Raw genomic sequence first — 26,785 nt, forward strand, 5'->3', positions numbered from 1 at the left:
ACTATGGTATTACACTATACCCCTCATCAATCCACCCCACGTAACACAACATTCGTTGCGGAAATTCTTGATCTTGATTATCAAGGACGTGGTGTAGCCAAAGTACAAGGCAAAACGTGGTTCATTGAAAATGCACTGCCACAAGAAAAAGTGGAAGTGCGCATTGTCGATGAAAAACGCCATTATGGTCATGGAATCAGCTGCAAAATTCTCACTCCACATCCAGAACGCCAGTCAGCAAAATGTGCTTACTATGCCCAGTGCGGTGGTTGCCAAAGTCAACATATTCCAATTGACATGCAACGTCAGGCTAAACAACAAGCCTTATTCCAACACTTACAACAATTACAACCTCAAGCGACCTTCATGCCCATGATCGTCGCAGCGCCTTGGCATTATCGCCGTCGTGTGCGTTTAAGCGTGCGGTTTCATCCCAAAAGCAAACAACTTGCGATGGGTTTGCGTCAGAGAAATACTCAACAAATCGTGAATCTGCAGCATTGTGATGTGCTTGAAATCCCCTTAAGTCAACTCTTACCTAAATTACATTTGTTGTTTTCAACATGGTCCCTGCCTAAAAACTTAGGGCATGTGGAGTTAGTGCATGCGGATAATGGAATTGCGATGTTATTACGCCATACAGGAAATTTAGCGCAAACTGACCGCACTTTATTAACCAATTTTGCGCAACAAGAAAACTTAATGTTGTTTGTACAAGATGATCAACAGATCACCCAACTACATGGCGAGGCACCTTACTACATACTACGCGATGGCACCAAATTACAGTTTGATATCCGTGACTTTATCCAAGTGAATGCTGTTGTAAATCAGAAAATGATTGATACCACTCTTGAGTGGTTGGAACTCACATCGAACGATAACGTATTAGATTTGTTTTGTGGTATGGGAAACTTCACCCTCCCAATCAGTCGTCAGGTCAATCAGGTTGTGGGCATTGAAGGCGTAGGAGAAATGGTGGAGAAAGCAAAACGAAATGCGGAACAAAATCAATGTGATAATGTCCAATTCTATCAGGCGAATTTAGATCAACCTTTTGTGCAACAACATTGGGCGAGCCAACATTTTAATAAAATTTTACTGGACCCTCCACGTACAGGCGCGGCATTTGCCTTACATGCCTTATGTGAATTGGGCGCAGAAAAAATCTTATATGTTTCCTGCAATCCTGCTACATTAGTACGTGATACAGCGATTTTATTACAATTTAACTACCGACTTAAAAAAGTCGCAATGATCGATATGTTCCCCAATACAGGACATTTAGAATCCATCAGTTTATTTGAAAAAGAATAGGATAGATTATGGTTGCAGTGCGAGGATCACACTTACTCAATCCAAAAGATTTTGTTATTGAAACCTGGTGTGCCAGTTTAGAGGTTTCACCAGAAGTACGAGAAAATCTGGTCAACGCTTGGTATTACTCGCAAAAGTACATACCGCAACACCACGACGCCTCTTCTTGCTCATTGCACTCTGGCGTAGAAATGGTCGAAATTCTACACAGTCTGAATATGGATGCAGATAGCTTACTCACGGCAATGCTCTATCCGACGATTCATCACAAGCTTGTCGAACTCAGCCAAATTAACGAAGATTTTGGGGCAAATATCTATAAATTGGCAAAAGGCGTGATGGAAATGGATAATATTCGCCAATTAAATGCCAGCCAATCCGCCAATAACGCACAAGTGGATAATATCCGCCGCATGTTACTCGCGATGGTAGATGATTTCCGTTGTGTGATTATCAAACTGGCAGAACGCATTACTTTTTTAAGGGATGCCGAACAAACCTGCTCTGAAGAAGATAAAGTCCTAGCCGCCAAAGAATGTGCCAATATTTATGCCCCACTGGCAAATCGTTTAGGTATCGGGCAACTAAAATGGGAGTTAGAAGATTACTGTTTCCGTTATCTCCACCCTGAGCAATATCGTAGCATTGCCAACTTATTGAAAGAAAGACGCCTTGATCGAGAACAATACATTGCAGATTTTGTCTCCGAAGTAAGCGACTATTTACGCCATAACATTGATAAAGTGGAAGTGTATGGTCGTCCGAAACACATCTATAGCATTTGGCGCAAAATGCAGAAAAAACATCTTGAATTTAGCGATCTCTACGATGTTCGTGCAGTGCGAATTATCGTCCCTAAATTGCAAGATTGTTATACCGCACTTGGCATTGTGCATACCCACTTCAAACATATTCCGAAAGAATTTGATGATTACGTGGCGAACCCGAAACCTAATGGTTACCAATCTATCCATACTGTTGTCCTCGGCAAAGGCGGTAAACCGGTGGAAGTGCAAATTCGCACTCAACAAATGCATGATGATGCCGAGCTTGGGGTAGCCGCCCACTGGAAATATAAAGAAGGCGCGACTGGCGGTCGTTCTGGCTATGAAGAAAAAATCACCTGGTTACGCAAATTGCTTGCTTGGCAAGATGATATTACGGACTCGGGCGAAATTATGGCAGAAATGCGTAGCCAGGTCTTTGACGATCGCGTTTATGTGTTTACCCCCAAAGGTGAGGTTATCGATTTACCGACAGGTTCCACCCCATTAGATTTTGCCTATGCTATTCATAGTGAAATTGGTCATCGCTGTATTGGTGCCAAAGTCAGTGGTCGTATTGTTCCGTTCACCTATCAGCTACAAATGGGTGATCAAATTGACATCATTACACAGAAAAATGCCAACCCAAGTCGCGACTGGTTAAATCCTAACTTAGGCTTTACACATACCGCCAAAGCACGGGCTAAAATCCATGCTTGGTTTAAAAAACAAGATCGTGAGAAAAATATTCCGGCAGGTAAAGAAATGCTGGAAAATGAACTTACACGCTTAAACATCGGCTTAAAACAAATCGAACCACACGCCTTAGCGCGTTACAACCTAAAAAATTTAGAGGATTTATACGCGGGTATCGGTGGCGGTGATATTCGCCTCAATCACCTCATCAACTTCTTACAAAACAAGTTAATTAAAACGACGGCTCAAGAAGTTGATGAAGAAATCTTACGTCATGTGGCAAATAAAAGTGCAGCGAATAATCAACAAAAAGAAAAGCCTCGGGGTTATGTGATCGTAGAAGGTGTCGGGAATTTAATGCATCACATTGCCCGTTGTTGTCAACCAATTCCGGGCGATCATATTATGGGTTATATCACAATGGGACGGGGGATTTCCATTCACCGCAGTGATTGCGAACAATTCCTCGAACTACAACAAGCTCATCCCGAACGAGTGGTAGAGTCCATTTGGGGTGATAACTATGCCAGTGGATTTAAAATCAGTATCCGTATTATCGCCAGTGATCGCAGTGGCTTATTACGTGATATCACGACGGTTTTAGCCAACGATAAAATTAGTGTCTTAGGTGTATCGAGTCGTACTGATACTAAAAAACAATTAGCGACAATTGATATGGAAATTGAGCTGAATAATGTTCAAATTTTGAGTAAAATTCTAGCTCGTCTTTCAAAACTCGACGATGTCATTGAAGCAAAACGACTGTAATTCAGCCATTAAGGATAATAAAAATGTATAAAACAACAGGACTTACTCATCTGATTAAAGCCACTGGTTATTCACTCAAAGGATTAAAAAGTGCGGTTAAATTTGAAACTGCGTTTCGCCATGAACTGCTCGCCGCCCTTTTTTTGGTGCCTTTAGCCTTTTGGCTCGGTGAAAATGGGATTGAAATTGCCTTAATGCTTGGCTCTCTTTTGTTAGTTCTTGCCTTTGAACTGATTAATAGTGCGATTGAAGCGGTCGTTGATCGCATCAGCTTGGACCATCATGAACTCTCTGGGCGCGCTAAAGATTTCGGCTCCGCTTCCGTTTTTATTGCCATGGTCAATGTGGTTGTTGTGTGGGCACTGGTGCTCTTTTATTGAGCAGACAAATCATATTATGTGTTATTCCTTTTCACTGTGTTTTAAACAGCCATAGAAAATAAAAACCGATAAGAAATAAAAAATATTACCGGAATTATGGTTTAAAAAGGCTTGAGTTAAGGAATAGCACATCACTGAAATAATATGAAGCATACCTAATGTTGCCACTAATTTTTCCTCACTCTTTATGGCATGTCGTTTTCGATAAAAATAACAAAATGGCACACTAAAAATCGCCAGTAATGCAACTAACCCTACAAGACCATATTTTGACAGGTTATCCAAATATTGATTATGTGCATGGGTAAAATTGGCGGCATATTCACTTATCACCCCTTCTTGTTGCTGCACTTGACGTTTCTCCATCGCTCCCGCATTTCCCCAACCTAATAGTGGTTTTTCTTTTGCCATAAGCAATGCACTTTTCCATAACGCAAAACGCGCGCCAATCGAGGTCGATTGTTCTGCTTGTGCGTCAAAATATTGTTGTGTTTCGGTGTATGCTTCTGTCACACGAGAAATCAACTTTGTTTTAGGGGCGAATGCAACAGCTGCCAACAGAAACACAAAAAACAAACTCACAAAAAAGAGAATTTTTTTCGATAAATACTGACGATAAGCAAACAACGCAAAACATAACAGCAGCGGTAAGCCAATCCAGCCACCCCGAGCCGTCGATAACACACTACCAAGTATCCCGAATAACGTCGCAATAATCGCCCACAACATCTGACGATATTGCTGTCGACTAAACGAATGCAAACCAATCACAAACGAAAACAGACCTAAAGACATGGCAATATCGCCCGCTTGAATCTGTAACATACGCGGTGAATACGCCGCATAAACATTTAAGATAAAGCGATCATAAATCGCCACACCGCCTGCAATTATCGCACCGAATAAAATTCCCTTAAGTAGCCAATTGATATGAGGTCGATAACGTTCAAATAAATATAACAATGGGATAAACAGGCACAACTTAGCAATATGTTCGAGTTCCCTTAGCTTTTCAGCATGCCAAAAGAAAGACAATAAAAACGTTGCGCTATAAAAAAGAAGACATAACATCCAGATTTTTTCTGCACGAGGCAATGAGTCAAGCTCTTCCCTGTTAAGCAGACGAGAAATCAGGTAAATGAGTGCGATGCCACATAACCCGACAGAGGCAATATTATGCCCACCTTTTACAAGAAAAAGCGTGGGAAAGAAGATAAAAATAATAAAATTTATACTCAATACGTATAAAGAAGATTTTTTTAAGCTTTGCATAATATCTAACAACTTAATAAAGAAACAAAAAAAAACCGCACATCAACGTGCGGCTTCATTGTAACTGAATTGAGTTGCTTATAGAACATCAATACAATTCAAATCTTCGAAAGATTGTTCTAAACGTTTAGACATGGATTCTTCCATTTTACGTAACCAAACACGTGGATCATAGTATTTTTTGTTTGGTGCATCAGGACCTTCTGGGTTACCTAATTGACCTTGAAGATAATCTTGATTTGCGTTGTAGAATTTCAAAATCCCTTCCCAAGATGCCCATTGTGTGTCGGTATCGATATTCATTTTGATCGCACCGTAACTGATCGCTTCGCGGATCTCTTCACGGCTTGAGCCTGAGCCACCATGGAAGACAAAGTCGATTGATTTCGCTGGCAAACCACGTTCTTTAGAAACAAATTCTTGTGATGCACCTAAGATAGACGGTTTTAATTTCACATTACCCGGCTTATAAACACCATGTACGTTACCGAATGCCGCAGCGACTGTGAAACGCGGGCTCACTGGGTTTAATTGATCATAAACATAAAGTACATCTTCTGGTTGCGTATAAAGTTTAGATTCTTCTACATCAGAGTTATCAACTCCATCTTCTTCACCACCCGTGATACCGATTTCGATTTCTAACGTCATCCCCATTTTGTCCATACGCGCGAGGTATTCACGGCAAATAGCCATGTTTTCTTCCATAGGTTCTTCAGAAAGATCAATCATGTGAGAAGAGAATAATGGTTTGCCTGTTTCAGCAAAATGTTTTTCACCCGCCTCTAATAAACCGTCAATCCATGGAAGAAGTTTTTTCGCTGCATGGTCAGTATGTAAAATCACCGGTACACCATATTCTTCTGCCAACGCGTGAACATGTTTTGCCCCTGCAATGGCACCCAGTACATCAGTACGTGCACCACTTGCTGGTTTTAAGCCTTTACCAGCATAAAATTGTGCACCACCATTTGAGAATTGAATAATCACAGGTGCTTTGACACGTGCTGCGGTTTCTAATACGGCATTTACAGAGTCTGAACCCACACAGTTTACCGCTGGAATCGCAAAATTGTTTGCTTTTGCATATGCAAATACTTTCTGAACATCATCACCAGTAACAACGCCGGGTTTTACAATATCTAATAATTTAGCCATTTTCTGCTTCCTTTATTTATTTGATTAGAGTGAAATTTCGTTTCTTGATAAGCCTAATGCTTATTCTCATTCAAAATAGAGAGGGGCGACTACACAAGCCTGCCCCCACCCAATTAACCATTTGCACGTTTTTCTAAGATTTCTACTGCTGGTAATACTTTACCTTCAACGAATTCTAAGAACGCACCACCACCTGTTGAAATATAAGAAATTTTATCTTTGATACCGAATAGGTCAATCGCCGCTAATGTGTCACCACCACCTGCAATTGAGAAACCTTCGCTATTAGCAATTGCGTGAGAAATGATTTCAGTCCCTTTACGGAAATTCGGGAACTCAAACACGCCCACTGGACCATTCCAAAGAATCGTTTTCGCATTTTTGATAATTTCCGCGAGTTGTTCTGCTGATTTATCACCAATATCAAAAATGGATTCATCATCTTTCACTTCATTGACGGCTTTTTCTGTTGCTGCTGCAGTTTCAGAGAATTCTAACCCTACGCGCACATCAACGGGTACAGGAATATCTGTGCTTGCCGCTAAGTTTTTCGCCACTGGAATTAAATCTTCTTCATATAAGGATTTACCGACGTTATGACCTGCTGCAGCAATGAAGGTATTGGCGATACCCCCGCCCACAATAATTTGGTCCGCAATTTTAGATAAGGAATTTAACACTTCTAATTTGGTTGAGACTTTCGACCCCCCTACAATCGCCACCATTGGACGCGCAGGTTCTTTTAAGGCTTTACCTAAAGCATCTAATTCAGCCGCTAATAATGGACCCGCACAAGCCACTGGCGCATATTCAGCCACACCGTAAGTCGAGGCTTGCGCACGGTGTGCAGTACCAAAGGCATCCATCACAAAGACATCGCAAAGTGCGGCATATTTTTTGCCTAATTCAGGATCGTTTTTCTTCTCACCTTTGTTAATGCGCACGTTTTCTAATACCACGATTTCGCCTTGGTTAACGTCCACACCGTCTAAATAATCGCGTACTAAACGAACAGGCACATCTAAATTTGCATTTAAGTAATCAACTACAGGTTTCAGTGAGTTTGCTTCATCAAATTCGCCTTCTGTTGGGCGACCTAAGTGTGAAGTCACCATCACTTTTGCGCCTTTTTCAAGCGCAAGTTTCAAGGTAGGGATGGTCGCACGGATACGTGCATCAGAAGTCACTTTGCCATCTTTGACTGGCACATTTAAATCAGCACGAATAAACACACGTTTGCCGCTCAAATCCAAGTCTGTCATTTTGATTACTGACATATTTTATCCTCTTACTGGTTAAATTAAAAAATGAGAAAACTAAACGCATTATACCCCTTTCTAACTAGGCTGTACTGCGTTAGATCAAATAATTTTTATTATTTAATAAATAAAAATTAATATCCTGTACGACTTCTTGGACAATCGATCACCTGCCATTTTAAGTCATAACAAATAAAGAGTTCATTACGACTTGCCCCTAAATATGCCTCTTTTAGGTGCTTATTATTTTTACGCAACCACTGGAAAAGTTCATTCCGACTTAATTCATAATTTGGTAATTTTAAGGTGCGATACAGTTCACGTTGTTTGTCAAAATACGCTTTTGCATCATCAAAAGCACAAGCACCGTGTTTTTCCCACTCACCTTGTAATAAACTGGCACTTGGCGATTCTGGTAAATATTGCTCAATGATCTCTTGCGGTACCATTGGTAAATCCCCTCGGCAAAAACGCGGTTGATCTGAGACGCGACGCGCACGCTCATTTTGAGGCCATAAACCATGAATCACCCAGCCAAATTGCTGAGTTAAACCACATTGATATTGCAATGAATTAGGTAAGTCATCACCATAACGATTACGCTGCTTCTCACAAAATGCCGGCGACCAAGATAATACAAACGTATAATAATCCGTCGGCGCATTGGCGTTTTGACCGATCGGATCATTTTTCATAATATAGTCGTAATTACGATCCACGATAATTTCAACAGCTTGTTTTTGCTTAGAAAAGAAATACCAGCCTGACAACAAAAACATTAGAAAACAAACCACAAAGATAGACAGCTGAAGTGTTTTTTTCTCGTTCATAAAATTCCTATTTCACTTTTGGAGCGGATTGATTATAATTCGTCGCTTTCACTGTAACACAGCAAAGGACAAACACCATGGCGCTTTTAATCACAGACAAATGCACAAATTGCGATATGTGTGAGCCGGAATGTCCAAATCAAGCAATTTCAATGGGAGAGGAAATTTACGTCATTGATCCCGCCCTTTGCACAGAATGCGTGGGGCATTATGACATCCCAACCTGTCAAAAAGTCTGCCCCATTAATCACTGTATTATTACCGATCCCGACCACATTGAAACCAATGAGCAACTGTGGGAACGGTTTGTTCTGATTCATCACGCAGATAAATTATAGCCTGTATCGAGTGTAACAATTCTTAGCCGCCTTGAAAATGCCTGAAAACGAGCCTCAATCGCAGGCATACGTTTTTCTTTTCCTGCCTCAGGTTACATCCCACACCTTTTTCCCTGCACATGATGAAAAATCGGGCAAATGCCCGATTCTGTTAACCTCAACGATAGTCCCACTGTGCTAATAAAATGCCCGTTGCCACCGCAATATTTAATTCTGCTTTTAATGGATTACCAAGAGACAACACCACCTGTTCATCTTCGGCTTGTGCAAGAGAAGCATCGCCTTGTTCATTTAGAACAAACACCACTTTCTCAGTAAAGTGTAATTTCGATAGCGGCTTAGCTTGTTTATTCGCCGTCACATGAATAAGTTGATAACCTGCTTGACGCAATTGCGCTAATGCCTTTGGCACATCGGTTGTTTCCAACACCCGAACATATTCCATTCCCCCTTCTACCACACGCATTGCCGCAGGCGCGTTTAAATTATCCGCTAACGCTTGTTCAATCACCACACCTTTCACACCAAACACCGCACAAGTACGCACAACACCGCCTAAATTATGTGGATTTTGCACGCCATCTATCAACACAAGACAATCTTGTTTACGTGGAATGTCCAAGTATCCGGCTAAAGTAAAAGGACGGGCTTTTTTCACTAACATACAAATGCCGCCATGATGCGCGGTACCGCTCACTAAAGCGAGTTCCGCACTGTCCACCACATGATAGGCTTTTTTCTGCTCTGCTAAATAACTGAAAAGTTCACCGCTCTTTTTCGCCATCTCTACCGTTGCCCAAATACGCACAATGCTTTCCGGACGTTGTGCAAACAATGCCTGACAAGCATTCTCGCCATAGACTTCATTTCTTCTGCACGGTTTTTCTTAATTTTTTCGGGTGCGCGTGGCGAAAGTGCCCCAGTTTTTTTCTCACGAGGTTTATCGCTGGCACCCGTACTTTTCACCACAACTTTCACTTTGCCTTCTTCGCCAGATGCTGTACGCATGGAGGTTTCAGAAATATGCTGTTCGACTTGCTGTGGACGACGCACAGGTTTACTTCTCGCCGAAAATTTATTGCCCGTCAACTTTTCGCGAGTCTTCGCCTCGCCACGTCCGTCAAATTTTTCTTTAAAGTGCGGTGCAGTTTTGACAGATTTTTCGCCAACGCTGCGTTCATGAAATTGCTTATTACTGGTTTGTTGAAAGACAGGCGCTTTCGCTTTACTATTCATTTCGATATGCCTATTTGATGAGTTGAGGAGGCAAAGCTGGGCAAAAAATCACCTAGCGTTGCAAGAAAGTGTGAGCATTATAACGAAAAAACCGCATTTTTCTACCAAGTCGCGAGGTAAATATTGTAAACTACAGAGCTAATCAAACTATAGAGAATGATTTTTATGCTGATAAACAAAACCAAACGAGCAAAACAAAATATCAATCGTTTATTCTGTTTACCCTTACAAGCTGAACACGTTGAATTTATTTATAGCGCTGCCGCATTCAAACAGCAAATCCTTCAGCTCATTAAACAAGCAAAATCACGCATTTATGTGACCGCACTTTATTGGCAACATGACGAAGCGGGTCAAGAAATTTTAGATGAAATCTACCGTGCCAAACAAAACAACCCGTCATTAGAAATCAAGATTTTAATTGACTGGCACCGTGCACAACGCAATTTACTGGGTGCGGAAAAAAGTATGACTAATGCTGACTGGTATTGTGAACAACGTGCAAAATATCAAGCAGAGCAAGATTCACCTCTCTTTTTTGGGGTGCCAGTGAACACTCGAGAAGTCTTTGGTGTGTTACATATTAAAGGCTTTGTGTTTGATGATACGGTCTTATACAGTGGTGCAAGTATTAACAATGTTTACTTAAATCAATTTAATAAATACCGTTACGATCGCTACCATAAAATCACTCATCCTGAATTAGCCAACAGCATGGTGAACTTTATCAACGACTATTTGTTGGATCCGTTAGCTGTTCACCCATTAGATCAGAACACTCGTCCAACAACCAAAGAAATACGCCCCGCGATTAAAGAATTTCGTAAAACACTCGCTTTTGATGCCCGTTATACGTTAAAAGGCGCGCGTTTCTTGGAGGAAACACCTGAACAACTCAGTATTTCTGCGCTCTTTGGCTTGAGTAAATACAGTAACCAATTAAACCAAGTGATCGAGGATCTCTTCCAAATTGTGGAAGAGGAATTAGTGATTTGTACTCCTTATTTTAATTTTCCGCGTACACTACAACAAAAAATCCGCCGCTTGCTGAATAAAGGGAAAAAAGTGGAAATTATTGTCGGTGACAAAACTGCAAATGACTTCTATATCCCGCCTTCAGAACCCTTTAAAATGGCGGGTGCCTTGCCTTATCTATACGAAAGCAATTTACGCCGTTTTAGCAAAAAGTTTGAATATGAGATTAACCAAGGTTTGTTAGTGATTCGGACTTGGAAAGATGGGGATAATTCATACCACTTGAAAGGGGTTTGGGTCGATAACAATTATGTGCTCCTCACTGGCAATAATCTAAATCCTCGAGCATGGCGCTTGGATGCGGAGAATGGTTTATTTATCTACGATCCAAAACAAGAGCTACGCGCACAATTTGAACAAGAACTGGATTACATTCGCCAACATACACAAGTGTTGCGCCATTATTCTGAACTTGACGAAATGAAACAGTATCCGGCCCCCGTACAAAAGTTATTGAAAAAATTTGCCCGTGTAAAAGCGGATAAGCTCGTGAAGATGATCTTATAATAGTCAATCACTCTGTCGTGGTGATATTTTCTCATTCAAAAAAACATAAAAAAAAGACCGCACTTTCGCGGTCTTTTTTAAACGACACAGTCAGTTAAGAAACCGAAACGTTTTTTGTATCATCAATAATTAAATAGGCTTTCGCCACCGGTCCATGTACACCAACCACTTTGATTAATTCAATATCCGCTGTTGAACTGGGTCCCGCAATTAAGTTAATGCAAGATGGCATACGCTCACCTTGCTTCGCTTTTTGATGAAGAATTTCAGAAAGCTGTGCCACACGTGGCAAAATCGTACTTTTGTTTAATACAACAATCGACACTTTTGGTAATAAGCTCACTGAACGTCCACGCTGTGCATCAGAAAATAACACAATTCCACCGGATTCGGTTAAACCGTATTCTGCAAACACAATTCCAATATTCGCAGTATTCGCAAAAGTGCGGTTAATTTCTGCTGCATTTTCTGACCAAATATGAGTTTCATATTTCGCTTGTACTGCCGGCGTAATCCCCGCTTCGACTAAACGAGAATCATCATTTAAAATCACTGGACCGCCACCATATTTTTCACACATTGCCAACAAATCAGCAGTAGCTTGTTCTGGTGTGGTCACTTGGCAATTGACTAACATGGTTTGCGACGCAAATTCCACGAACGCATCACAACGCTGGTCAAGACTTAACTCGGTTAAACGAGTCACTGGATAATCATTTAGCGGATGATATTCAGTGACGACTTGCGTACGAGGCTCACGTCCTAATTGTTTGGCAAGGTGATCTAAAAACTGTTGTCTATTATTTTGATCTAACATCGAAATTCCTCACTTAATTAACGGTTTTTAAACCAAGAACGGAAGCTTTCGCCTTCAGCGTCTGGTAAATCACGGGCTTTTGTCCATTCAGCAATCGCACCGACTTGGATCGGCATTTTGCCATCACGAATCGCCAATTTCGCCACTTTCGCCCCTACATTCATACCAATTTTCCACAGACTTGGGTGACTATTTGCTAACGTGAACGCTTTGACAGAAAGCCGTTCTGCTAATGGATTCATACCTGATTCGGCAATATGACGGCGGTGTTTTAATAACAAATTGGCGAGTGGAATTTTCACAGGACAAACTTGGTTACACGCCGTACATAAGGAACATGCTGAAGGTAAGTCTTTAAACTCCTCATAACCCCCTAAAATAGGTGAAATCACTGAACCGATTGGACCCGGATAAATCGAACCATAACCATGACCACCAATTTGACGATAGGCTGGACAAGTATTTAAACAAGCGCCACAACGAATACAACGTAAAACCTCACGAAACTCTGAACCGAGCATTTTTGAACGACCGTTATCGACGATCACTAAGTGGAACTCTTCAGGTCCATCAGTTTCCCCAGCTAGACGTGGTCCGGTTAACCAAGTGTTATAGCCTGTTAAACGTGCCCCTACCGCACTGCGTGCAAGCAAAGTAATTAGCACATCCACTTCTTTAAAGGTTGGCGCTAAACGCTCCATACCCATCACTGCAATATGTGTTTTTGGCAAGGATGTGGCTAAACGTAAGTTCCCTTCATTAGTGACTAAACATACGCTGCCCGTTTCTGCCACCGCAAAGTTACAACCGCTTACGCCGATATCCGCTTCTAAGAAATCATTACGGATCGTTTCACGAATAAATAGGGTCATTTCTTCTGGTGTATCGGAACCGGTATAACCTAATTTTTCAGCCAGTACTTTACGGATTTGATGACGGTCTTTATGAATGGCAGGTACCACAATATGTGAAGGCTTATCTTCTGCTACTTGTAAAATATATTCACCTAAGTCAGTTTCAACGACTTTGATCCCCTCAGCTTCTAACACATAATTCATGCCAATTTCTTCCGTCACCATGGATTTCGATTTGACAATTTTCTTGGCATTTTTCTGCTTGGCGACGTCTTTAATGTAATTTGTGGCTTCTTCTGCTGTTGCCGCAAAATACACATGACCACCATTTTGGGTCACTTTCTCTGAAAGCTGATACAAATAAGCATCTAAATTTTCAATGACATGGTTACGAATCTCTTTGGCATGCTCTCGCCATTCTTCCCAATGCCCTAATTCCTCCACCATTTTCTGGCGGTTTGCACCGATACGCTCTTGTGCCATCACCACAGCTTTACGCATAATGTCATTTTGAATTTCTTCATTGATGCGTGGTTTAAATTTAAGGTGGCTCGTTTTAATAGACATCATTCTCCCCCTTAGCGACTCATTAACACTTCAGCAATATGCATCACTTTGACATGATGCCCTTCACGTTTGAGACGTCCGCCAATATTAAGTAAACAACTGACATCTGCACCGATTAAATACAACGGCTTCACCGCCATAATATGCTGTACTTTTTCTTTCACCATTTCGCCTGAAATTTCCGCCATTTTGACGGAGAATGTGCCACCAAAACCACAACAAGTTTCTTGATTATGGATCGGCAATAAATTTAATCCTTCCACCTGCTGTAATAATTTCACTGGCTCTTCTTTCACGCCAAGTTTACGGAATAAGCTACAAGAAGGGTGATATACCGCGTTACCCGCGAGTTTCGCCCCCACATTGACAACCTTTAACTGATTCACAATAAAATCGGTTAAATCGTAAAAACGATCCGCCACTTTTTGAGCGCGCGCAGCCCATTCGGGTTCCTCTTTCAAGTATTCTGCATAAGTTTTAATGGCATACACGCAAGAACCAGCAGGGGCAACGATGGGATAATCATTGACTTCAAAAGTTTCAATCAATTTTTTCATGCCGGGGATAGCAGATAAAACATAACCGCTGTTAAGCGCAGGTTGCCCACAACAACCTTGTTGTTCAAGAAAGGTAATTTTACATCCGAGTTGTTCTAAAAGGAGAACAGACTGTTTAGCGACATTGGATTTTAAGGCATCACCAATGCACGTCACATAAAAATTGACATTCATTTTCATCACTCCAATAAATGCGGATATAGCTAACTCGGGCAAGTTAGCTATATTTAAAAAAAGACATCAAAAATAAATTAGTAAATAACAACTGCAACCAACGCTGCGATAACACCATAGAGGAACATTGGAACCACCGTCCGTTTTAAAATCGAACCTTCTTGGTTACTGACATTTAATACAGTACATACGGCAATAATGTTATTCAAACACACCATGTTACCCATTGCACCGCCCACAGATTGTAGTGCAAGGATTAATGGTACAGACATGCCTGTGGTTTCAGCGATAGAGAGTTGGATCCCACCAAAAGTTAAATTTGAAACAGTATTAGATCCTGAGAAAAATGCACCGATAGCACCAAGATAAGAGGAGAAATACACCCATTTATCTCCAGTAACATCAGCGAAGGTTTTACCAATAGTAATCACCATAGAATCATAATTCTCATTGCCAACTAACATTAATTTTACCATAACTAAGGCGCCTAATAACGCAAAGAATGGTTTTTTCGTTTGTTGATAGGTGCTCACCGCAATGGTTTTGGCTTTTGTCCCATTGAGTTTAAACACAAAAATCGAAATGATCACCGTGACAATAAATGGAATCAGTGAAGGCACATATAAAGTTTTATAGCTTTCGTTAATACCTTGACCCAAGATATTGTTTAAAGACAAGATTAACGCTTGACTCACTTTGAATTCACCGAAGGCACCTAAAGATACAGAGAACCAGGTGGTCGCATCATTTAATAATTGCTTAATCCCTAATTGGTGAATACGTGTCACAATTAAGATCGCAATCAACATCATGGTTGGGAATAAGGCTTTAACCAGTACACCAAATTCCACTTTTTCGAGCTGTATTTCTGCCTGCGCTGTTTTACTCACCCCAATCCCTTTATTCGCCACGAGAATTGAGATAAATAAACCGATGGCTCCCCCCACTAAAGCAGGGAACTCATAGTTCACTTGCGCTAATAAGAAATAAGGAATAGTACAAGCTAAAATGCTGATATAAATGAAAACAAGATTCTGTTTGATTTGTTGCCAGCTGACTAAGAAACGTAACGCTAAGACGGGAATCACAAAGGCTGCAATGAAGTGAATAAATGCCGTTTTCTGCCCCACTTCAAGTACTACGTCTTCGCTTAATCCTAATGGTCCGAAACCAAACCAAGTTGGTGTACCAACCGCACCGAAAGAAACCGGTACAGAGTTCATCACTAACGCTAGCATTGCCACTTGTAGCGGTTTAAAACCTAAACCCATCAAGATTGGCGCGGCAATCGCTGCTGGCGTTCCAAAGCCACTCGCGCCTTCAATCATAAAGGCAAATGCCCAACCAATGATCATAATTTGCGCCACAGGATTCGGATTGATATTGGCTAACCATTTACGTAATACATCGGTGCTGCCTGATACTTCCATCATGCGGTTAAATAAAATTGCACCAAAAATAATTGTAATCGGTGTTTGTGTCGCAATTAATCCCGCAATAACATTAGCATTTAAACGGGTTAAATCTGTCCCAAAATAAAATGCTTGTAAGAGATAAGTTAAAACAGCAATCAAAGGAAGTGCGATATAAGACGGTAAGCTATTACGTTTTACCATTAAATAAATCAATAAGACAATAGGAAGAATACTTAAAAAGAAAACCATAAAAAACCCTACATAAAAATTAAATTTGAGATAACATCAAAATATCAACGCCAAAGAATAACTATTTATGAGTATGTATTTTCATGAAAAATAAAACTACACAAATAATATACCACTTAAAATGTTAATAAGTTGTTATATTAAAGTAATTTTAAAAAAATGCTTTAAAAATCAGATTTTTTTCTGTGACAAAACTCACACATCTTATATTTTACGAACCGTTTGATTAATTTATATACGAATATAAGCCAATTTCTTATTTTTATATCAGAAATAATTTAATTTATTAGTTAAAATAAATAAGGCTGTATGACATATCACACAGCCTTATTTTTTGACTCACTCTATTTATTTTATGTTACAGTTTTTCCACTAATTCCACTGCGGCACCAATATAGGTTGCAGGCGTCATTTGTTGTAAACGGATTTTTTCTTGCGCTGGAATATCTAATGTTTCGATAAATTCACGCATCGCTTCTGCATCCACACGCTTACCACGGGTTAACGCTTTTAATTTCTCATACGGCTTTTCAATACCATAACGACGCATCACTGTTTGGATAGGTTCGGCAAGGACTTCCCAGTTTTGATCCAATTCATCACGTAAATGCTGCTCGTTCACTTCTAATTTACTGATACCTTTACGTGTCGCCGCGTACGCAATTAAACAATAGCCTAATCCCACACCTAAGTTACGTAATACGGTGGAATCCGTTAAATCACGTTGCCAGCGAGAAACCGGTAATTTTGCGCCTAAATGCGCCATGACTGCATTGGCTAAACCAAGATTTCCCTCTGAATTTTCAAAGTCGATTGGATTGACTTTATGTGGCATGGTTGAAGATCCAATTTCACCGGCAATGGTACGTTGTTTGAAATGATTTAACGCAATATATCCCCATAAGTCACGGTCAAAATCGATAATAATAGTATTAAAGCGCGCCACATTATCGAAAAACTCAGCAATGTAGTCATGTGGTTCAATTTGTGTGGTATATGGGTTCCAAGTTAAACCTAATGACGTCACAAACTCTTCACTGAATTGATGCCAATCAATATCAGGATACGCTGATAAATGGGCATTATAGTTACCTACCGCACCATTGATTTTACCTAAAATGTCAATCTGCTGTAATTGTTTAAACTGGCGTTGTAAGCGATACACCACGTTTGCCATTTCTTTCCCAATAGTAGAAGGTGATGCAGGTTGACCATGTGTACGAGACAGTAACGGAATGGTTTTATATTCATTAGCAAGTGCGCTGATATCCGCAATTAAGTTTTGCCATTCTGGAAGAATCACCTCTTCACGTGCCGTTTTTAGCATTAATGCATGCGAAAGATTGTTAATGTCTTCTGAGGTACAAGCGAAGTGAATAAATTCACTGATTTTGGCTAATTCTGGTAAAGCTTCACTTTTTTCTTTTAAGAAATATTCCACCGCTTTCACATCGTGGTTCGTCGTGCGTTCAATTTCTTTAATACGTTCGGCATCTTGCACACTGAAATTTTCAACGATGTGATTCAAGTAATCGTTTGCCTCTTGAGATAATAAAGAAACTTCTTGAATTTGATCGGTGGCAGCTAATTTTTGTAACCAGCGCACTTCCACTGTCACACGAAATTTTAACAAGCCAAATTCACTAAAAATTGAACGTAGTGAACTCACTTTGTCTTGATAACGACCATCAATCGGGGAAAGTGCAGTTAATGCATTAAGTTGCATAGCGGTTTGCTCCATAAAATAAAATGATTAAAGTGAAGAATAAATCTGTTTTGCCATAGCGATAATTTTGCGACGAGAGAATAACACTTGCCATTTTGTTCCCCCCACTTGGCGCCATAATACCGCAGAACGAATGCCCGCTAATAAGCAGGCGCGAATACGATGATGCATAGCTAATTGCTGTAAATAAAGCGTGGAACCTGTCACTTGAATTTTTTTACCTAATGGACTGATGACATCCACATAAATGCTGGCTAAAGTGGACAACATTTGTTCATCAAGTAAATCATCATGTTCAAGTTGCGTTGGTAAATATTGAATACGACGTGCAAGTTCTGCTTTTGCATGGGGATCTTTATTCAGCTTACTCTCTAACGCCAGTAAGCTAATCCAATATCGGCTTAAATCCGACCCTGTCCCATGCATTTGTTCTAACAAGGTTTCAAGCCCCAATTTTAAATTCTGCGCTTTACCACCAAAGACGGCCAAAGTGTCTTCTGGGTAAATTTGTAACAAAGTATTCAGACTGGTTTCAAACGCTGCCTGATCCGCTTGCCCTTCATGAGCAAATTGTTGTACCAATTTTGCGGCTTGACACACACCTGCCAGAGCTAAAGTAATATCGTAGTAATTCGCCATAGGATTGGAAATAGGATGATGAAAAATCGGGGGACAATATAGCACTTTTTAACATTTTTTTAAAGCAAACGATGTCACCGCTGAAAACTTGATCTAGATCGCAAAAATAGAAATCCAGCTTGTAAAACTAAAACGTTTTAGTTAGGATTAAAATGATGAAAATCCAATCTGTGGGAGAAAGCAAAATGGGCAAAATCTGGGTATTAGGCGATGCGGTGGTTGATTTAATTCCGGAAGGGGAAAACACTTATTTACGTTGTGCTGGCGGAGCCCCCGCGAATGTGGCAGTGGGCATTGCGCGTTTAGGCGCCACAACTGGCTTTATTGGACGAGTGGGAGATGATCCATTAGGACGCTTTATGTTAAACAAATTACAACAAGAAAATGTCTGTACCCAATATATGCACCTCGATCCCAAACAACTGACTTCCACCGTGATTGTTGACTTAAAAGAAGGTGAACGCAGTTTTACTTTTATGGTGAATCCAAGTGCGGATCAATTTTTAGAACTTTCTGATCTGCCACATTTTAACCCAAATGATTGGTTACATTGTTGCTCTATTGCGCTTATCAATGAACCTTCACGTTCCAGTACATTTGCCGCGATTCATCGAATTAAAGCAGAAGGGGGATTCTTCTCTTTCGATCCGAATTTACGAGAATCGTTATGGAATAGCCCAGCAGAAATGAAAACCGTTGTAAATCAAGTGGTCGCCTTGGCTGATGTATTAAAATTTTCCGAAGAAGAATTATTGTTCTTAACCGACAGCGATACGCTATCAGACGCTACCGCTAAACTGACCCAACACTATCCCGATAAGCTCATTATTGTGACATTGGGTAAATTAGGCGCAACCTATTACTTACAAGGCAAAAGCCAATTGATTTCCAGTAAAAAAGCGTTAATCCCCGTTGATACGACAGGGGCGGGAGATGCTTTCGTCAGTGGACTCTTATTTGGTATCTCACAAGTAAAAAATTGGCAAAATCCAACCGCACTTGTCGAGATCATCAAACAAGCCAATGCATGCGGCGCATTAGCGACAACGGCAAAGGGCGCCATGTCTGCGTTACCCAATAAACAGCAATTAGATGCCTTTCTCGCTGAGTAAAGTGCGGTCATTTTTCTGCCATTTTTGGACAACACCTATGTATATTTTTAATCAAGGCAAATACAAAAGTTTGCACGCACAGGAAGTCGGGGAACTTGCACAGATTCGACAACATGTACTACGCGATACACAATTTCGCCCGACTTATCATCTTGCGCCAGAAACAGGCTTATTAAATGATCCTAATGGTTTAGTGTTTGATGGCGAAAAATATCATATTTTTTATCAATGGTTCCCGTACGCCGCAATACACGGAATGAAACATTGGAAACATTTTATTACGTATGATTTTCACCATTTTCAAGCTGCGGATCCATTGATTCCAGATGAACTATTTGAATCACACGGTTGCTATTCGGGTGGCGCACTGTTATGGCAAGATCAGATTGTTGCTTTTTATACTGGCAACACGCGCAACGCAGAAAATCAACGTATTCCGCACCAAAACATCGCGATTTTTAAGAAAGACGGCACACTCTTAAAAAAACGTTGCTTGTTAAATCAAGCCCCAACAGGTTATACCGAGCATGTCAGAGATCCCAAACCATTTATAACGGAAGAAGGCAAAATTCGCTTTATTCTCGGTGCACAACGTGAAGATCTTTCTGGCACAGCGTTAATCTATGAAATGACCGATCTTGATGCCACACCACAACTTATCGGTGAATTCAAACTCCCTGATTTTGATAACCAGCAGGTATTTATGTGGGAATGCCCTGATTTGCTCAAGCTTCAAGAACAAGATCTGTTTCTTTGGTCCCCTCAAGGCAAAGCACAAAAAACCTACTGTTTCCAAAATCACTACCATGCCACTTATGCGCTGGGTCAATATGCCAATTTGCACTTTTCCGCACAGCATATCGAAGAACTGGATTATGGCTTTGACTTTTATGCGCCACAAAGTATTCAGGGATCGGAAGGTATCTATTATGCTTGGGTTGGCTTACCAGACTTAACCTATCCAACGGATGAATACCAATGGCATTCTATGCTAAGTTTGCCACGTCAATTTTCAATTCAGCAGGGAATACTTTATCAGCGCCCAATTCCACAAGTGTATGCCCAGTGTCTACCTGCGCATAAATATTGGGTGGAGGGCAAGCAACAAATTCCACATTTAGATCGTAGCTATGTTGCTTTTGATGCTGAAAATCAGCCTTTCACACTGCGTTTTTTCACAAACCAGCGAGGACAACAACTGATTTTACGCTATCAAAATGGCATACTGACGCTAGATAGAACATACACAACACAGACCGCCTTGATGCAACAATTTGGTGAACAACGCCATTGTATTTTGCCTCAATTAAACCATGTGGAAATATTCTTTGATCGTTCTGTCGTGGAAATTTTTTTAAATCAAGGTGAGAAAGTGATGACTTCACGTTTCTTTATTGCAGATCGAGAAAATGCGTTAGATAGCTCTCGCCCGCTCTGTGTTTCTGTGGCAGAATTAAAACCCATTATCTTAACACCCTAAGTTTTCATTTATTTCTCTTTACAGCATGAGCATTACCAATAAAAAACGTATCACCCTCAGCGATATTGCGAAATGTTGTGGTTTATCCACCACTACCGTCAGTATGATTTTAAATAATCGAGGTGAGGAATTTAAAATTAAAGCGGAGACGTGTCAACGCGTAAAAGCCATTGCGGAACAACAAGGTTATCGAGCAAATGTCTACGCCAAATCACTCAAAATGCAACGCTCTAATGTAATAGGTTTCGTGATTCCAGATCTGACGAACTACGGCTTTGCCTGTACAGCTAAAATATTAGAAAAGCAGTGTCGTGAAAATGGTTTACAACTTATTATTGCCTGTTCAGATGACAATCCACAGCAAGAAAAATTAGCGATTGAGCGTTTATTGGATCGTCAAATTGATTTTTTAATTACTGCCCCTACTCATCAAGATCCGAGTTACTACCAGAAAATCGGTCAACACACTCCTATTTTACAATTGGATCGTTATGTACCAGACTTGGCGCTGAACTATGTCATCAGTAATGATAGTGAACACATTACGGCTTTAATTTGCCGTCTATGTGACCAGTATCAGCTAACAGAATTCATGTACTTTGGCGGACAGCGTACCCTTTCTCCTAGCGAATCACGCTTAGCGGGCTTTTTACAAGGGCTTAAACAAGCCAATCTTAACCTAAAAAAAGAATGGATATTACACCGCACCTATCAACCAGAATCAGGTTATCAAATGTTAGCGGAGACAGAAGCTAAACTAGGTCGCTTACCTCAAGCGATCTTCACCGCTTCCTATACTTTGTTAGAGGGCGTGTTACGTTACTTAACAGAACAAAAAAAAATGGATTTATTACTTAATCGTCAGTTACATTTAGCCACTTTCGATGATCACGATATCTTAAATGCCTTGCCATTCCACATACATTCTATTAAACAAAATCACCCCCAGCTTGCTCAGCAGATTTTCCAACATATTATGCGTTACTTTGCAGGTAAAAAAAGCCCTAACCAAAAAATCGACTGTGACGTCATTTATCGTGATTAAGCTATCGCAACGCTGAAGACAAGGAGAATAACGTTATTCTCCTTTGTTTTATTAAACGACACTTTCTTCTTGTTCCATTCAAACAATACATCGTTTCTTTGCAAAAAATGTGATCTAGCGCATAAAACTAAAACGTTTTAGTTAAATACATCTTTACAACTAAAACGTTTTAGTTAAAATAAAATTACACATTTTTTCTACATCAACACAACTTTATAGGTGGTGACCATGAACTTCTCGCAAATCGCCCAACAAGTGATTGACAAACTCGGTGGTAAAGACAATATCTCTGCTGCGGCACATTGTGCTACCCGATTGAGAATCGTTGTAAAAAATGAAAACTTGATTGATAAAAAAGGCATTGAGAATATTGAAGGTGTCAAAGGTCAATTTGCCGTAGCAGGACAATACCAAATTATTTTTGGTTCTGGCACAGTCAATAAAGTCTATGCAGAGTTAAGCAAGTTGTTAGGTATCGGTGATATGACGACTTCTGAAGTCGCTGCCGCTGGTACAGAAAAACAAGGGTTATTACAACGCTTAGTGAAAGGTCTAGCTGATATTTTCGTCCCAATTATTCCTGCCATCGTTGCCGGTGGTTTGTTAATGGGTATTCACAGTATGTTGACAGCAAAAGGTTTCTTCGTTGAAGAAAAAAATGTTGTCGATCTGTATCCCGCAATAGCTGATTTAGTGGATTTTATTAATACCATTGCAAATGCACCTTTTGTCTTCTTACCTGTATTACTTGGTTTTTCCGCCACTCGAAAATTTGGCGGTAATCCATTCTTAGGAGCGGCACTTGGCATGCTATTAGTGCACCCAGCACTTTCTGATGGCTGGAATTATGCACTGACACTCACTAAAGGCAATATTCAATATTGGCATATCTTTGGTTTAGAAATTGAACGTGTCGGCTACCAAGGTACAGTTATCCCCGTTCTTGTCGCCTCTTGGGTCTTAGCAACCTTGGAGAAAAACCTACGTAAAGTCGTTCCGTCATTTCTTGATAACTTAATTACCCCACTTTTTGCATTATTTATAACGGGCTTACTCGCTTTTACCGTAATAGGTCCTATCGGGCGTGAAGCGGGGTCTTTAATTAGTACAGGCTTGACCTGGTTGTATGACACATTAGGATTCGTGGGGGGGGCCATTTTCGGTACACTTTACGCCCCCATTGTTATCACAGGTATGCACCAAACATTTATCGCCGTCGAAACACAATTGCTTGCTGAGGTGGCTCGCACTGGAGGTACCTTTATCTTCCCAATCGCCGCAATGTCAAATATTGCTCAAGGTGCAGCTTGTTTGGGCGCCGCTTATGTGATGAAAGATGCCAAAGTAAGAGGGATCGGCGTACCTTCTGGCATCTCAGCCTTGTTAGGGATTACTGAGCCCGCCATGTTCGGTGTCAACTTACGCTATCGCTATCCTTTCATATCTGCCATGATCGGTGCTGGCATTTCCAGTGCGGTCATTGCCTTGTTTAATGTTAAAGCCATTGCTTTAGGCGCTGCGGGCTTGCCGGGCATCCCCTCAATTAAGCCGGATAGTTTAGCAATGTATTGTGTCGGTATGCTTATTTCCGCATCGATTGCATTTACTCTCACCGTCATTTTAGGTAAAAGAGCACAACTAAAAGCAGAATAAGACGATTGTTGCGTGTATAAAAATGCCGTGATAGAAAAAAATCACGGCATTTTTCTTTTTAAAAGCGTATGATATCCGCATATTGGATGCTCATTTTTATTGTCTAGGATCTTTTATGAAATCGTTAACTCAACTTCTCTTCATCCTTACCGCACTTTTACCTACCTCGCTTTTTGCTCACATCCATGTCGAGCAAGCCCAGATGTTCAGTGCCAAAGCCGGTGAGCCAAGTGCCATATTCATGAATATTCATAATACGGGAAATGAAGATGTGAGTTTAGCGCTAGTACAAAGTGATATCCGTGCCGATATCGTCTTACACGGCACACAACATGGCAAGATGATTGAAGTCACTGGTATTAACCTACCTGCACATCAAATGACGGCGCTCAAACGGGGTGGATTGCATATCATGGTGTTTAATGTCGAACAAGATCTCAACGCGGGTGATTCCTTCCCACTGCGTTTACTCTTTGACAACGGTGAAATCATGCATATTGAGGCAAAAATTATTCAATACTAATAAATCACCTCAGAAATCGTCTAAAATACGCGATATGATTTGTTATTTTCAACATGGATAGAATAAGTATGCATATTTTAATTATTGGACCCTCTTGGGTTGGCGATATGATGATGTCGCATAGCCTGTATCAAACACTCAAACAACAATATCCCCAGTGTGAAATTGATGTCATGGCACCCAATTGGTGTAAACCTCTCTTAGAACGTATGCCTGAAGTGCGACAAGCCATTACAATGCCATTAGGACATGGGGCATTTGCCTTGGGTGATCGTTATCGCTTAGGCAAAGCATTACGCCACCAATATGATATGGCGATTGTTCTACCTAATTCACTCAAATCCGCATTCATTCCTTTTTTTGCCAAGATTCCGCTTCGCCGTGGTTGGAAAGGCGAAAGTCGCTATCTCTTTTTAAATGATTTACGCAGTAATAAAAAAGACTATCCGATGATGGTGCAACGCTATATTGCTTTAGCTTTTGAAAAAGGTGCTGTGCCGAAAGCAGAGGATTTGCCACGACCCGTCCCTTATTTAACGGTCGATCCCATCACACAACAACATACCTTAAAAAAATTTGAAAAACAGACCGCACTTATTTCCCCACGCCCGAGTATTGGCTTTTGCCCGGGAGCAGAATTTGGTCCAGCAAAACGCTGGCCTCATTATCATTATGCTAAATTGGCAGAAATGCTGATTCAACAAGGCTATGCCATTCGTTTGTTTGGTTCTGCCAAAGATGAAGCCGTAGGCGAAGAAATCCGCCAAGCGCTACCTGAAACAATGCGTCACTTTTGCATAAATCTGGCAGGGCAAACCAGTTTGAATGAGGCAGTGGATTTAATCGCTGATTGTACCGCTATCGTCACCAATGACAGTGGACTCATGCATATCGCAGCCGCAGTTCAGCGCCCTTTAGTGGCACTTTATGGACCAACGAGCCCCACTTATACGCCTCCACTTTCTGAAAAAGCCGTGATTATTCGTTTAATTGAAGATGGCTTAATCAAAGTACGTAAAGGCAAAGACAGTGACGAAGGTTACCATCAAAGTTTAATTGATATTCAACCGGAATTGGTATTCGATAAACTCACAGGATTACTTGCTAACACATGAAAATTTGTTTAATCAAAACCTCATCAATGGGCGACATTCTGCACAGTTTACCTGCGCTCACCGATGCCCAACGCGCCCTCCCCAATTTACAAGTTGATTGGGTGGTCGAAGAAAGTTTCGCTGAAATTCCCCATTGGCATAGCGCCGTCCGACAGGTTATCCCCATTGCTCTGCGACGTTGGCGTAAAACCCCATTTACCGCCCTAACTCGAAAACAGTGGAAAACTTACCGCACTTTATTACAATCAGAACAATATGATGCGGTCATTGATGCACAAGGCTTACTTAAAAGTGCCCTTTTTGCCACTCGATTAGCGCGAGGCACACGCCATGGTTACGATCGTCATTCGATTCGTGAACCGATTGCCGCCTGTTTCTACGATAAAAAATACGCCATTAGCTATCAACAACATGCTGTCGAACGTATTCGCCAGCTGTTTGCACAAAGCCTAAATTATCCCTTACCCCATACACAAGGCGATTACGGCATAGCACGCCATTTCCCACAACACGCACAAACGATGCCTTATGTCCTCTTTTTCCATGGCACCACACGCCAAGATAAATTTCTACCGGACAAACAATGGCGGACATTAGCAGAAAAACTGACCGCACAGGGTATCCAAATTCACGTACCTTGGTCAAATCCTCAAGAAAAACAGCGTGCAGAGAGGATCGCCCAAGGGCTTGATCTTGTGACGATTTTGCCAAAATCCACATTATCCGAGTTAGCACAGCAGATTGTGAATGCCAGCGCTGTTGTTTCTGTTGACACCGGATTGGCACATTTAAGTGCCGCACTCGATAAAACCAACTTGACTCTCTATGGTGCTACGGATCCCAAACTGATCGGCTCCTACGGCAAAAACCAGCATTATCTCGTTGCTGAGAGTATGGATAAGATTGAAGCTGATGAAATTTTCCAAAAATTGACCGCACTTTTATCGTTAAACACGATATAAGCTAACAGACCGATCCCCATATCCAACTGTTTTAGTAATATACCAACAGTCAATTGAAACTGCCTATACGGCAGTTAACACCAATCTGATAATCGAGCCAAGATCGCTTTATTTCTAAGCTGCCTACACGGCAGTTAACAAGAGCAGAAAACAGAAGAATTGGAAGATGACTTTCTAAGCTACCTACACGGCAGTTAACAGTGTAATTCCGCTCCGTTGCTTAAAATAATCTTTCTAAGCTGCCTACACGGCAGTTAACGTATGAGTTCGGCATTTGCAGAGCTTAAAGCTTTTCTAAGCTGCCTATACGGCAGTTAACCGGGTGCGCAAATGGTTT

22 protein-coding genes, 1 pseudogene and 1 CRISPR repeat array (1 of these 24 cut by a window edge) are annotated in these 26,785 nt (G+C 40.9%); of the genes and pseudogenes, 12 read left to right on the forward strand and 11 right to left on the reverse strand.

Features of this window, described 5'->3' with window-relative positions; all coding sequences use genetic code 11:
* Positions 1-3: 3 nt before the first annotated feature.
* From rlmD to CKV69_RS07025, 3 genes are read left to right on the forward strand one after another with little or no spacing between them, the layout of a single operon-like run.
* Positions 4-1,317 carry a 23S rRNA (uracil(1939)-C(5))-methyltransferase RlmD gene (gene rlmD, locus CKV69_RS07015; protein WP_014326402.1) on the forward strand — a complete coding sequence of 438 codons (1,314 nt, stop codon included), beginning with the start codon at positions 4-6 and terminating at the stop codon, positions 1,315-1,317.
* Positions 1,318-1,325: 8 nt separating this feature from the next.
* On the forward strand, positions 1,326-3,545 hold the full coding sequence (gene relA / locus CKV69_RS07020) for a GTP diphosphokinase (RefSeq protein ID WP_005719296.1): 2,220 nt from the start codon (positions 1,326-1,328) through the stop codon (positions 3,543-3,545).
* A 23-nt stretch (positions 3,546-3,568) separates the two neighbouring features.
* A complete protein-coding gene (locus CKV69_RS07025; RefSeq protein ID WP_005724931.1) occupies positions 3,569-3,925 on the forward strand; it encodes a diacylglycerol kinase in 357 nt (118 codons plus the stop codon).
* 21 nt (positions 3,926-3,946) lie between these two features.
* Here CKV69_RS07025 and CKV69_RS07030 read toward each other — a convergent pair whose 3' ends face one another.
* The 4 genes from CKV69_RS07030 to CKV69_RS07045 all read right to left on the reverse strand — a co-directional run bounded on the left by CKV69_RS07030 (position 3,947) and on the right by CKV69_RS07045 (position 8,444).
* Entirely contained in the window at positions 3,947-5,197 is a 1,251-nt protein-coding gene (locus CKV69_RS07030; RefSeq protein WP_016533063.1) for an O-antigen ligase family protein, read from the reverse strand.
* Positions 5,198-5,275: 78 nt separating this feature from the next.
* Positions 5,276-6,355, reverse strand: a complete 1,080-nt coding sequence (gene fbaA / locus CKV69_RS07035) for a class II fructose-bisphosphate aldolase (protein WP_005719287.1) — start codon at positions 6,353-6,355, stop codon at positions 5,276-5,278.
* 113 nt (positions 6,356-6,468) lie between these two features.
* A complete protein-coding gene (pgk, locus tag CKV69_RS07040; protein WP_005758072.1) occupies positions 6,469-7,632 on the reverse strand; it encodes a phosphoglycerate kinase in 1,164 nt (387 codons plus the stop codon).
* A gap of 116 nt (positions 7,633-7,748) precedes the next feature.
* Entirely contained in the window at positions 7,749-8,444 is a 696-nt protein-coding gene (locus tag CKV69_RS07045; RefSeq protein WP_005719283.1) for a ribonuclease T2 family protein, read from the reverse strand.
* A gap of 77 nt (positions 8,445-8,521) precedes the next feature.
* On the opposite strand from CKV69_RS07045, the gene CKV69_RS07050 reads away from it, so the two are divergent.
* Complete coding sequence (locus CKV69_RS07050) at positions 8,522-8,782, forward strand: YfhL family 4Fe-4S dicluster ferredoxin (RefSeq protein ID WP_005719279.1); 261 nt, start codon at positions 8,522-8,524, stop codon at positions 8,780-8,782.
* A 157-nt stretch (positions 8,783-8,939) separates the two neighbouring features.
* Here CKV69_RS07050 and CKV69_RS07055 read toward each other — a convergent pair.
* Positions 8,940-10,018: pseudogene (locus CKV69_RS07055) on the reverse strand (TrmH family RNA methyltransferase).
* Between the two features lie 165 nt (positions 10,019-10,183).
* Here CKV69_RS07055 and pssA point away from each other — a divergent pair.
* Entirely contained in the window at positions 10,184-11,560 is a 1,377-nt protein-coding gene (gene pssA, locus CKV69_RS07060) for a CDP-diacylglycerol--serine O-phosphatidyltransferase (RefSeq protein ID WP_005724911.1), read from the forward strand.
* A gap of 94 nt (positions 11,561-11,654) precedes the next feature.
* Here the strand turns inward: pssA and CKV69_RS07065 are convergent, their stop codons facing one another.
* From CKV69_RS07065 to hflD, 6 genes are all read right to left on the reverse strand, one after another.
* On the reverse strand, positions 11,655-12,377 hold the full coding sequence (locus tag CKV69_RS07065) for a LutC/YkgG family protein (protein WP_010907381.1): 723 nt from the start codon (positions 12,375-12,377) through the stop codon (positions 11,655-11,657).
* 17 nt (positions 12,378-12,394) lie between these two features.
* The gene (locus CKV69_RS07070; protein WP_025248517.1) at positions 12,395-13,798 is read right to left on the reverse strand and encodes a LutB/LldF family L-lactate oxidation iron-sulfur protein; all 1,404 of its coding nucleotides are present in this window, start codon (positions 13,796-13,798) and stop codon (positions 12,395-12,397) included.
* An 11-nt stretch (positions 13,799-13,809) separates the two neighbouring features.
* A complete protein-coding gene (locus tag CKV69_RS07075; RefSeq protein ID WP_005719269.1) occupies positions 13,810-14,529 on the reverse strand; it encodes a (Fe-S)-binding protein in 720 nt (239 codons plus the stop codon).
* Positions 14,530-14,606: 77 nt separating this feature from the next.
* Positions 14,607-16,193, reverse strand: coding sequence for an L-lactate permease (locus CKV69_RS07080; RefSeq protein ID WP_005758065.1), 1,587 nt, complete (start codon positions 16,191-16,193; stop codon positions 14,607-14,609).
* A gap of 358 nt (positions 16,194-16,551) precedes the next feature.
* Entirely contained in the window at positions 16,552-17,919 is a 1,368-nt protein-coding gene (gene purB, locus CKV69_RS07085; RefSeq protein ID WP_005724904.1) for an adenylosuccinate lyase, read from the reverse strand.
* Positions 17,920-17,946: 27 nt separating this feature from the next.
* Positions 17,947-18,558 (reverse strand): high frequency lysogenization protein HflD, encoded by a 612-nt coding sequence (gene hflD / locus CKV69_RS07090; protein ID WP_014326407.1) that lies wholly within the window; start codon positions 18,556-18,558, stop codon positions 17,947-17,949.
* Positions 18,559-18,743: 185 nt separating this feature from the next.
* Between hflD and CKV69_RS07095 the strand changes: the two genes are divergently transcribed.
* The 7 genes from CKV69_RS07095 (at position 18,744) to rfaC (ending at position 26,448) form a co-directional block, all read left to right on the forward strand.
* The gene (locus tag CKV69_RS07095) at positions 18,744-19,670 is read left to right on the forward strand and encodes an aminoimidazole riboside kinase (RefSeq protein ID WP_016504355.1); all 927 of its coding nucleotides are present in this window, start codon (positions 18,744-18,746) and stop codon (positions 19,668-19,670) included.
* 37 nt (positions 19,671-19,707) lie between these two features.
* Entirely contained in the window at positions 19,708-21,150 is a 1,443-nt protein-coding gene (locus CKV69_RS07100) for a glycoside hydrolase family 32 protein (protein ID WP_016504356.1), read from the forward strand.
* A 25-nt stretch (positions 21,151-21,175) separates the two neighbouring features.
* On the forward strand, positions 21,176-22,195 hold the full coding sequence (locus tag CKV69_RS07105; RefSeq protein WP_005752328.1) for a substrate-binding domain-containing protein: 1,020 nt from the start codon (positions 21,176-21,178) through the stop codon (positions 22,193-22,195).
* Positions 22,196-22,423: 228 nt separating this feature from the next.
* Positions 22,424-23,848 carry a sucrose-specific PTS transporter subunit IIBC gene (locus tag CKV69_RS07110; RefSeq protein ID WP_014326411.1) on the forward strand — a complete coding sequence of 475 codons (1,425 nt, stop codon included), beginning with the start codon at positions 22,424-22,426 and terminating at the stop codon, positions 23,846-23,848.
* 115 nt (positions 23,849-23,963) lie between these two features.
* Entirely contained in the window at positions 23,964-24,371 is a 408-nt protein-coding gene (locus tag CKV69_RS07115; protein ID WP_014326412.1) for a copper chaperone PCu(A)C, read from the forward strand.
* 68 nt (positions 24,372-24,439) lie between these two features.
* A complete protein-coding gene (gene waaF, locus CKV69_RS07120; RefSeq protein WP_014326413.1) occupies positions 24,440-25,486 on the forward strand; it encodes a lipopolysaccharide heptosyltransferase II in 1,047 nt (348 codons plus the stop codon).
* Positions 25,483-26,448 carry a lipopolysaccharide heptosyltransferase RfaC gene (gene rfaC, locus CKV69_RS07125; RefSeq protein WP_014326414.1) on the forward strand — a complete coding sequence of 322 codons (966 nt, stop codon included), beginning with the start codon at positions 25,483-25,485 and terminating at the stop codon, positions 26,446-26,448. The genes waaF and rfaC overlap by 4 nt, the downstream gene beginning before the upstream one ends.
* Before the next feature lie 51 nt (positions 26,449-26,499).
* A CRISPR array of direct repeats spans positions 26,500-26,785; the repeat unit is 28 nt; unit sequence TTTCTAAGCTGCCTATACGGCAGTTAAC (it continues 762 nt past the right edge of the window).

The organism is Pasteurella multocida (genome assembly GCF_900187275.1).
Classification (GTDB): Bacteria; Pseudomonadota; Gammaproteobacteria; order Enterobacterales; family Pasteurellaceae; genus Pasteurella; species Pasteurella multocida.

Bases quoted from the DNA above. Each gene is read 5' to 3' on its own strand.
- pssA (WP_005724911.1), top strand. From the start codon at position 10,184: ATGCTGATAAACAAAACCAAACGAGCAAAACAAAATATCAATCGTTTA.
- CKV69_RS07105 (WP_005752328.1), top strand. From the start codon at position 21,176: ATGAGCATTACCAATAAAAAACGTATCACCCTCAGCGATATTGCGAAA.
- CKV69_RS07065 (WP_010907381.1), bottom strand. From the start codon at position 12,377: ATGTTAGATCAAAATAATAGACAACAGTTTTTAGATCACCTTGCCAAA.
- CKV69_RS07095 (WP_016504355.1), top strand. From the start codon at position 18,744: ATGGGCAAAATCTGGGTATTAGGCGATGCGGTGGTTGATTTAATTCCG.
- purB (WP_005724904.1), bottom strand. From the start codon at position 17,919: ATGCAACTTAATGCATTAACTGCACTTTCCCCGATTGATGGTCGTTAT.
- CKV69_RS07100 (WP_016504356.1), top strand. From the start codon at position 19,708: ATGTATATTTTTAATCAAGGCAAATACAAAAGTTTGCACGCACAGGAA.
- CKV69_RS07030 (WP_016533063.1), bottom strand. From the start codon at position 5,197: ATGCAAAGCTTAAAAAAATCTTCTTTATACGTATTGAGTATAAATTTT.
- CKV69_RS07050 (WP_005719279.1), top strand. From the start codon at position 8,522: ATGGCGCTTTTAATCACAGACAAATGCACAAATTGCGATATGTGTGAG.
- CKV69_RS07070 (WP_025248517.1), bottom strand. From the start codon at position 13,798: ATGTCTATTAAAACGAGCCACCTTAAATTTAAACCACGCATCAATGAA.
- CKV69_RS07110 (WP_014326411.1), top strand. From the start codon at position 22,424: ATGAACTTCTCGCAAATCGCCCAACAAGTGATTGACAAACTCGGTGGT.
- rlmD (WP_014326402.1), top strand. From the start codon at position 4: ATGGTATTACACTATACCCCTCATCAATCCACCCCACGTAACACAACA.
- fbaA (WP_005719287.1), bottom strand. From the start codon at position 6,355: ATGGCTAAATTATTAGATATTGTAAAACCCGGCGTTGTTACTGGTGAT.
- hflD (WP_014326407.1), bottom strand. From the start codon at position 18,558: ATGGCGAATTACTACGATATTACTTTAGCTCTGGCAGGTGTGTGTCAA.
- waaF (WP_014326413.1), top strand. From the start codon at position 24,440: ATGCATATTTTAATTATTGGACCCTCTTGGGTTGGCGATATGATGATG.
- CKV69_RS07115 (WP_014326412.1), top strand. From the start codon at position 23,964: ATGAAATCGTTAACTCAACTTCTCTTCATCCTTACCGCACTTTTACCT.
- CKV69_RS07025 (WP_005724931.1), top strand. From the start codon at position 3,569: ATGTATAAAACAACAGGACTTACTCATCTGATTAAAGCCACTGGTTAT.
- pgk (WP_005758072.1), bottom strand. From the start codon at position 7,632: ATGTCAGTAATCAAAATGACAGACTTGGATTTGAGCGGCAAACGTGTG.
- relA (WP_005719296.1), top strand. From the start codon at position 1,326: ATGGTTGCAGTGCGAGGATCACACTTACTCAATCCAAAAGATTTTGTT.
- CKV69_RS07075 (WP_005719269.1), bottom strand. From the start codon at position 14,529: ATGAATGTCAATTTTTATGTGACGTGCATTGGTGATGCCTTAAAATCC.
- CKV69_RS07080 (WP_005758065.1), bottom strand. From the start codon at position 16,193: ATGGTTTTCTTTTTAAGTATTCTTCCTATTGTCTTATTGATTTATTTA.
- CKV69_RS07045 (WP_005719283.1), bottom strand. From the start codon at position 8,444: ATGAACGAGAAAAAAACACTTCAGCTGTCTATCTTTGTGGTTTGTTTT.
- rfaC (WP_014326414.1), top strand. From the start codon at position 25,483: ATGAAAATTTGTTTAATCAAAACCTCATCAATGGGCGACATTCTGCAC.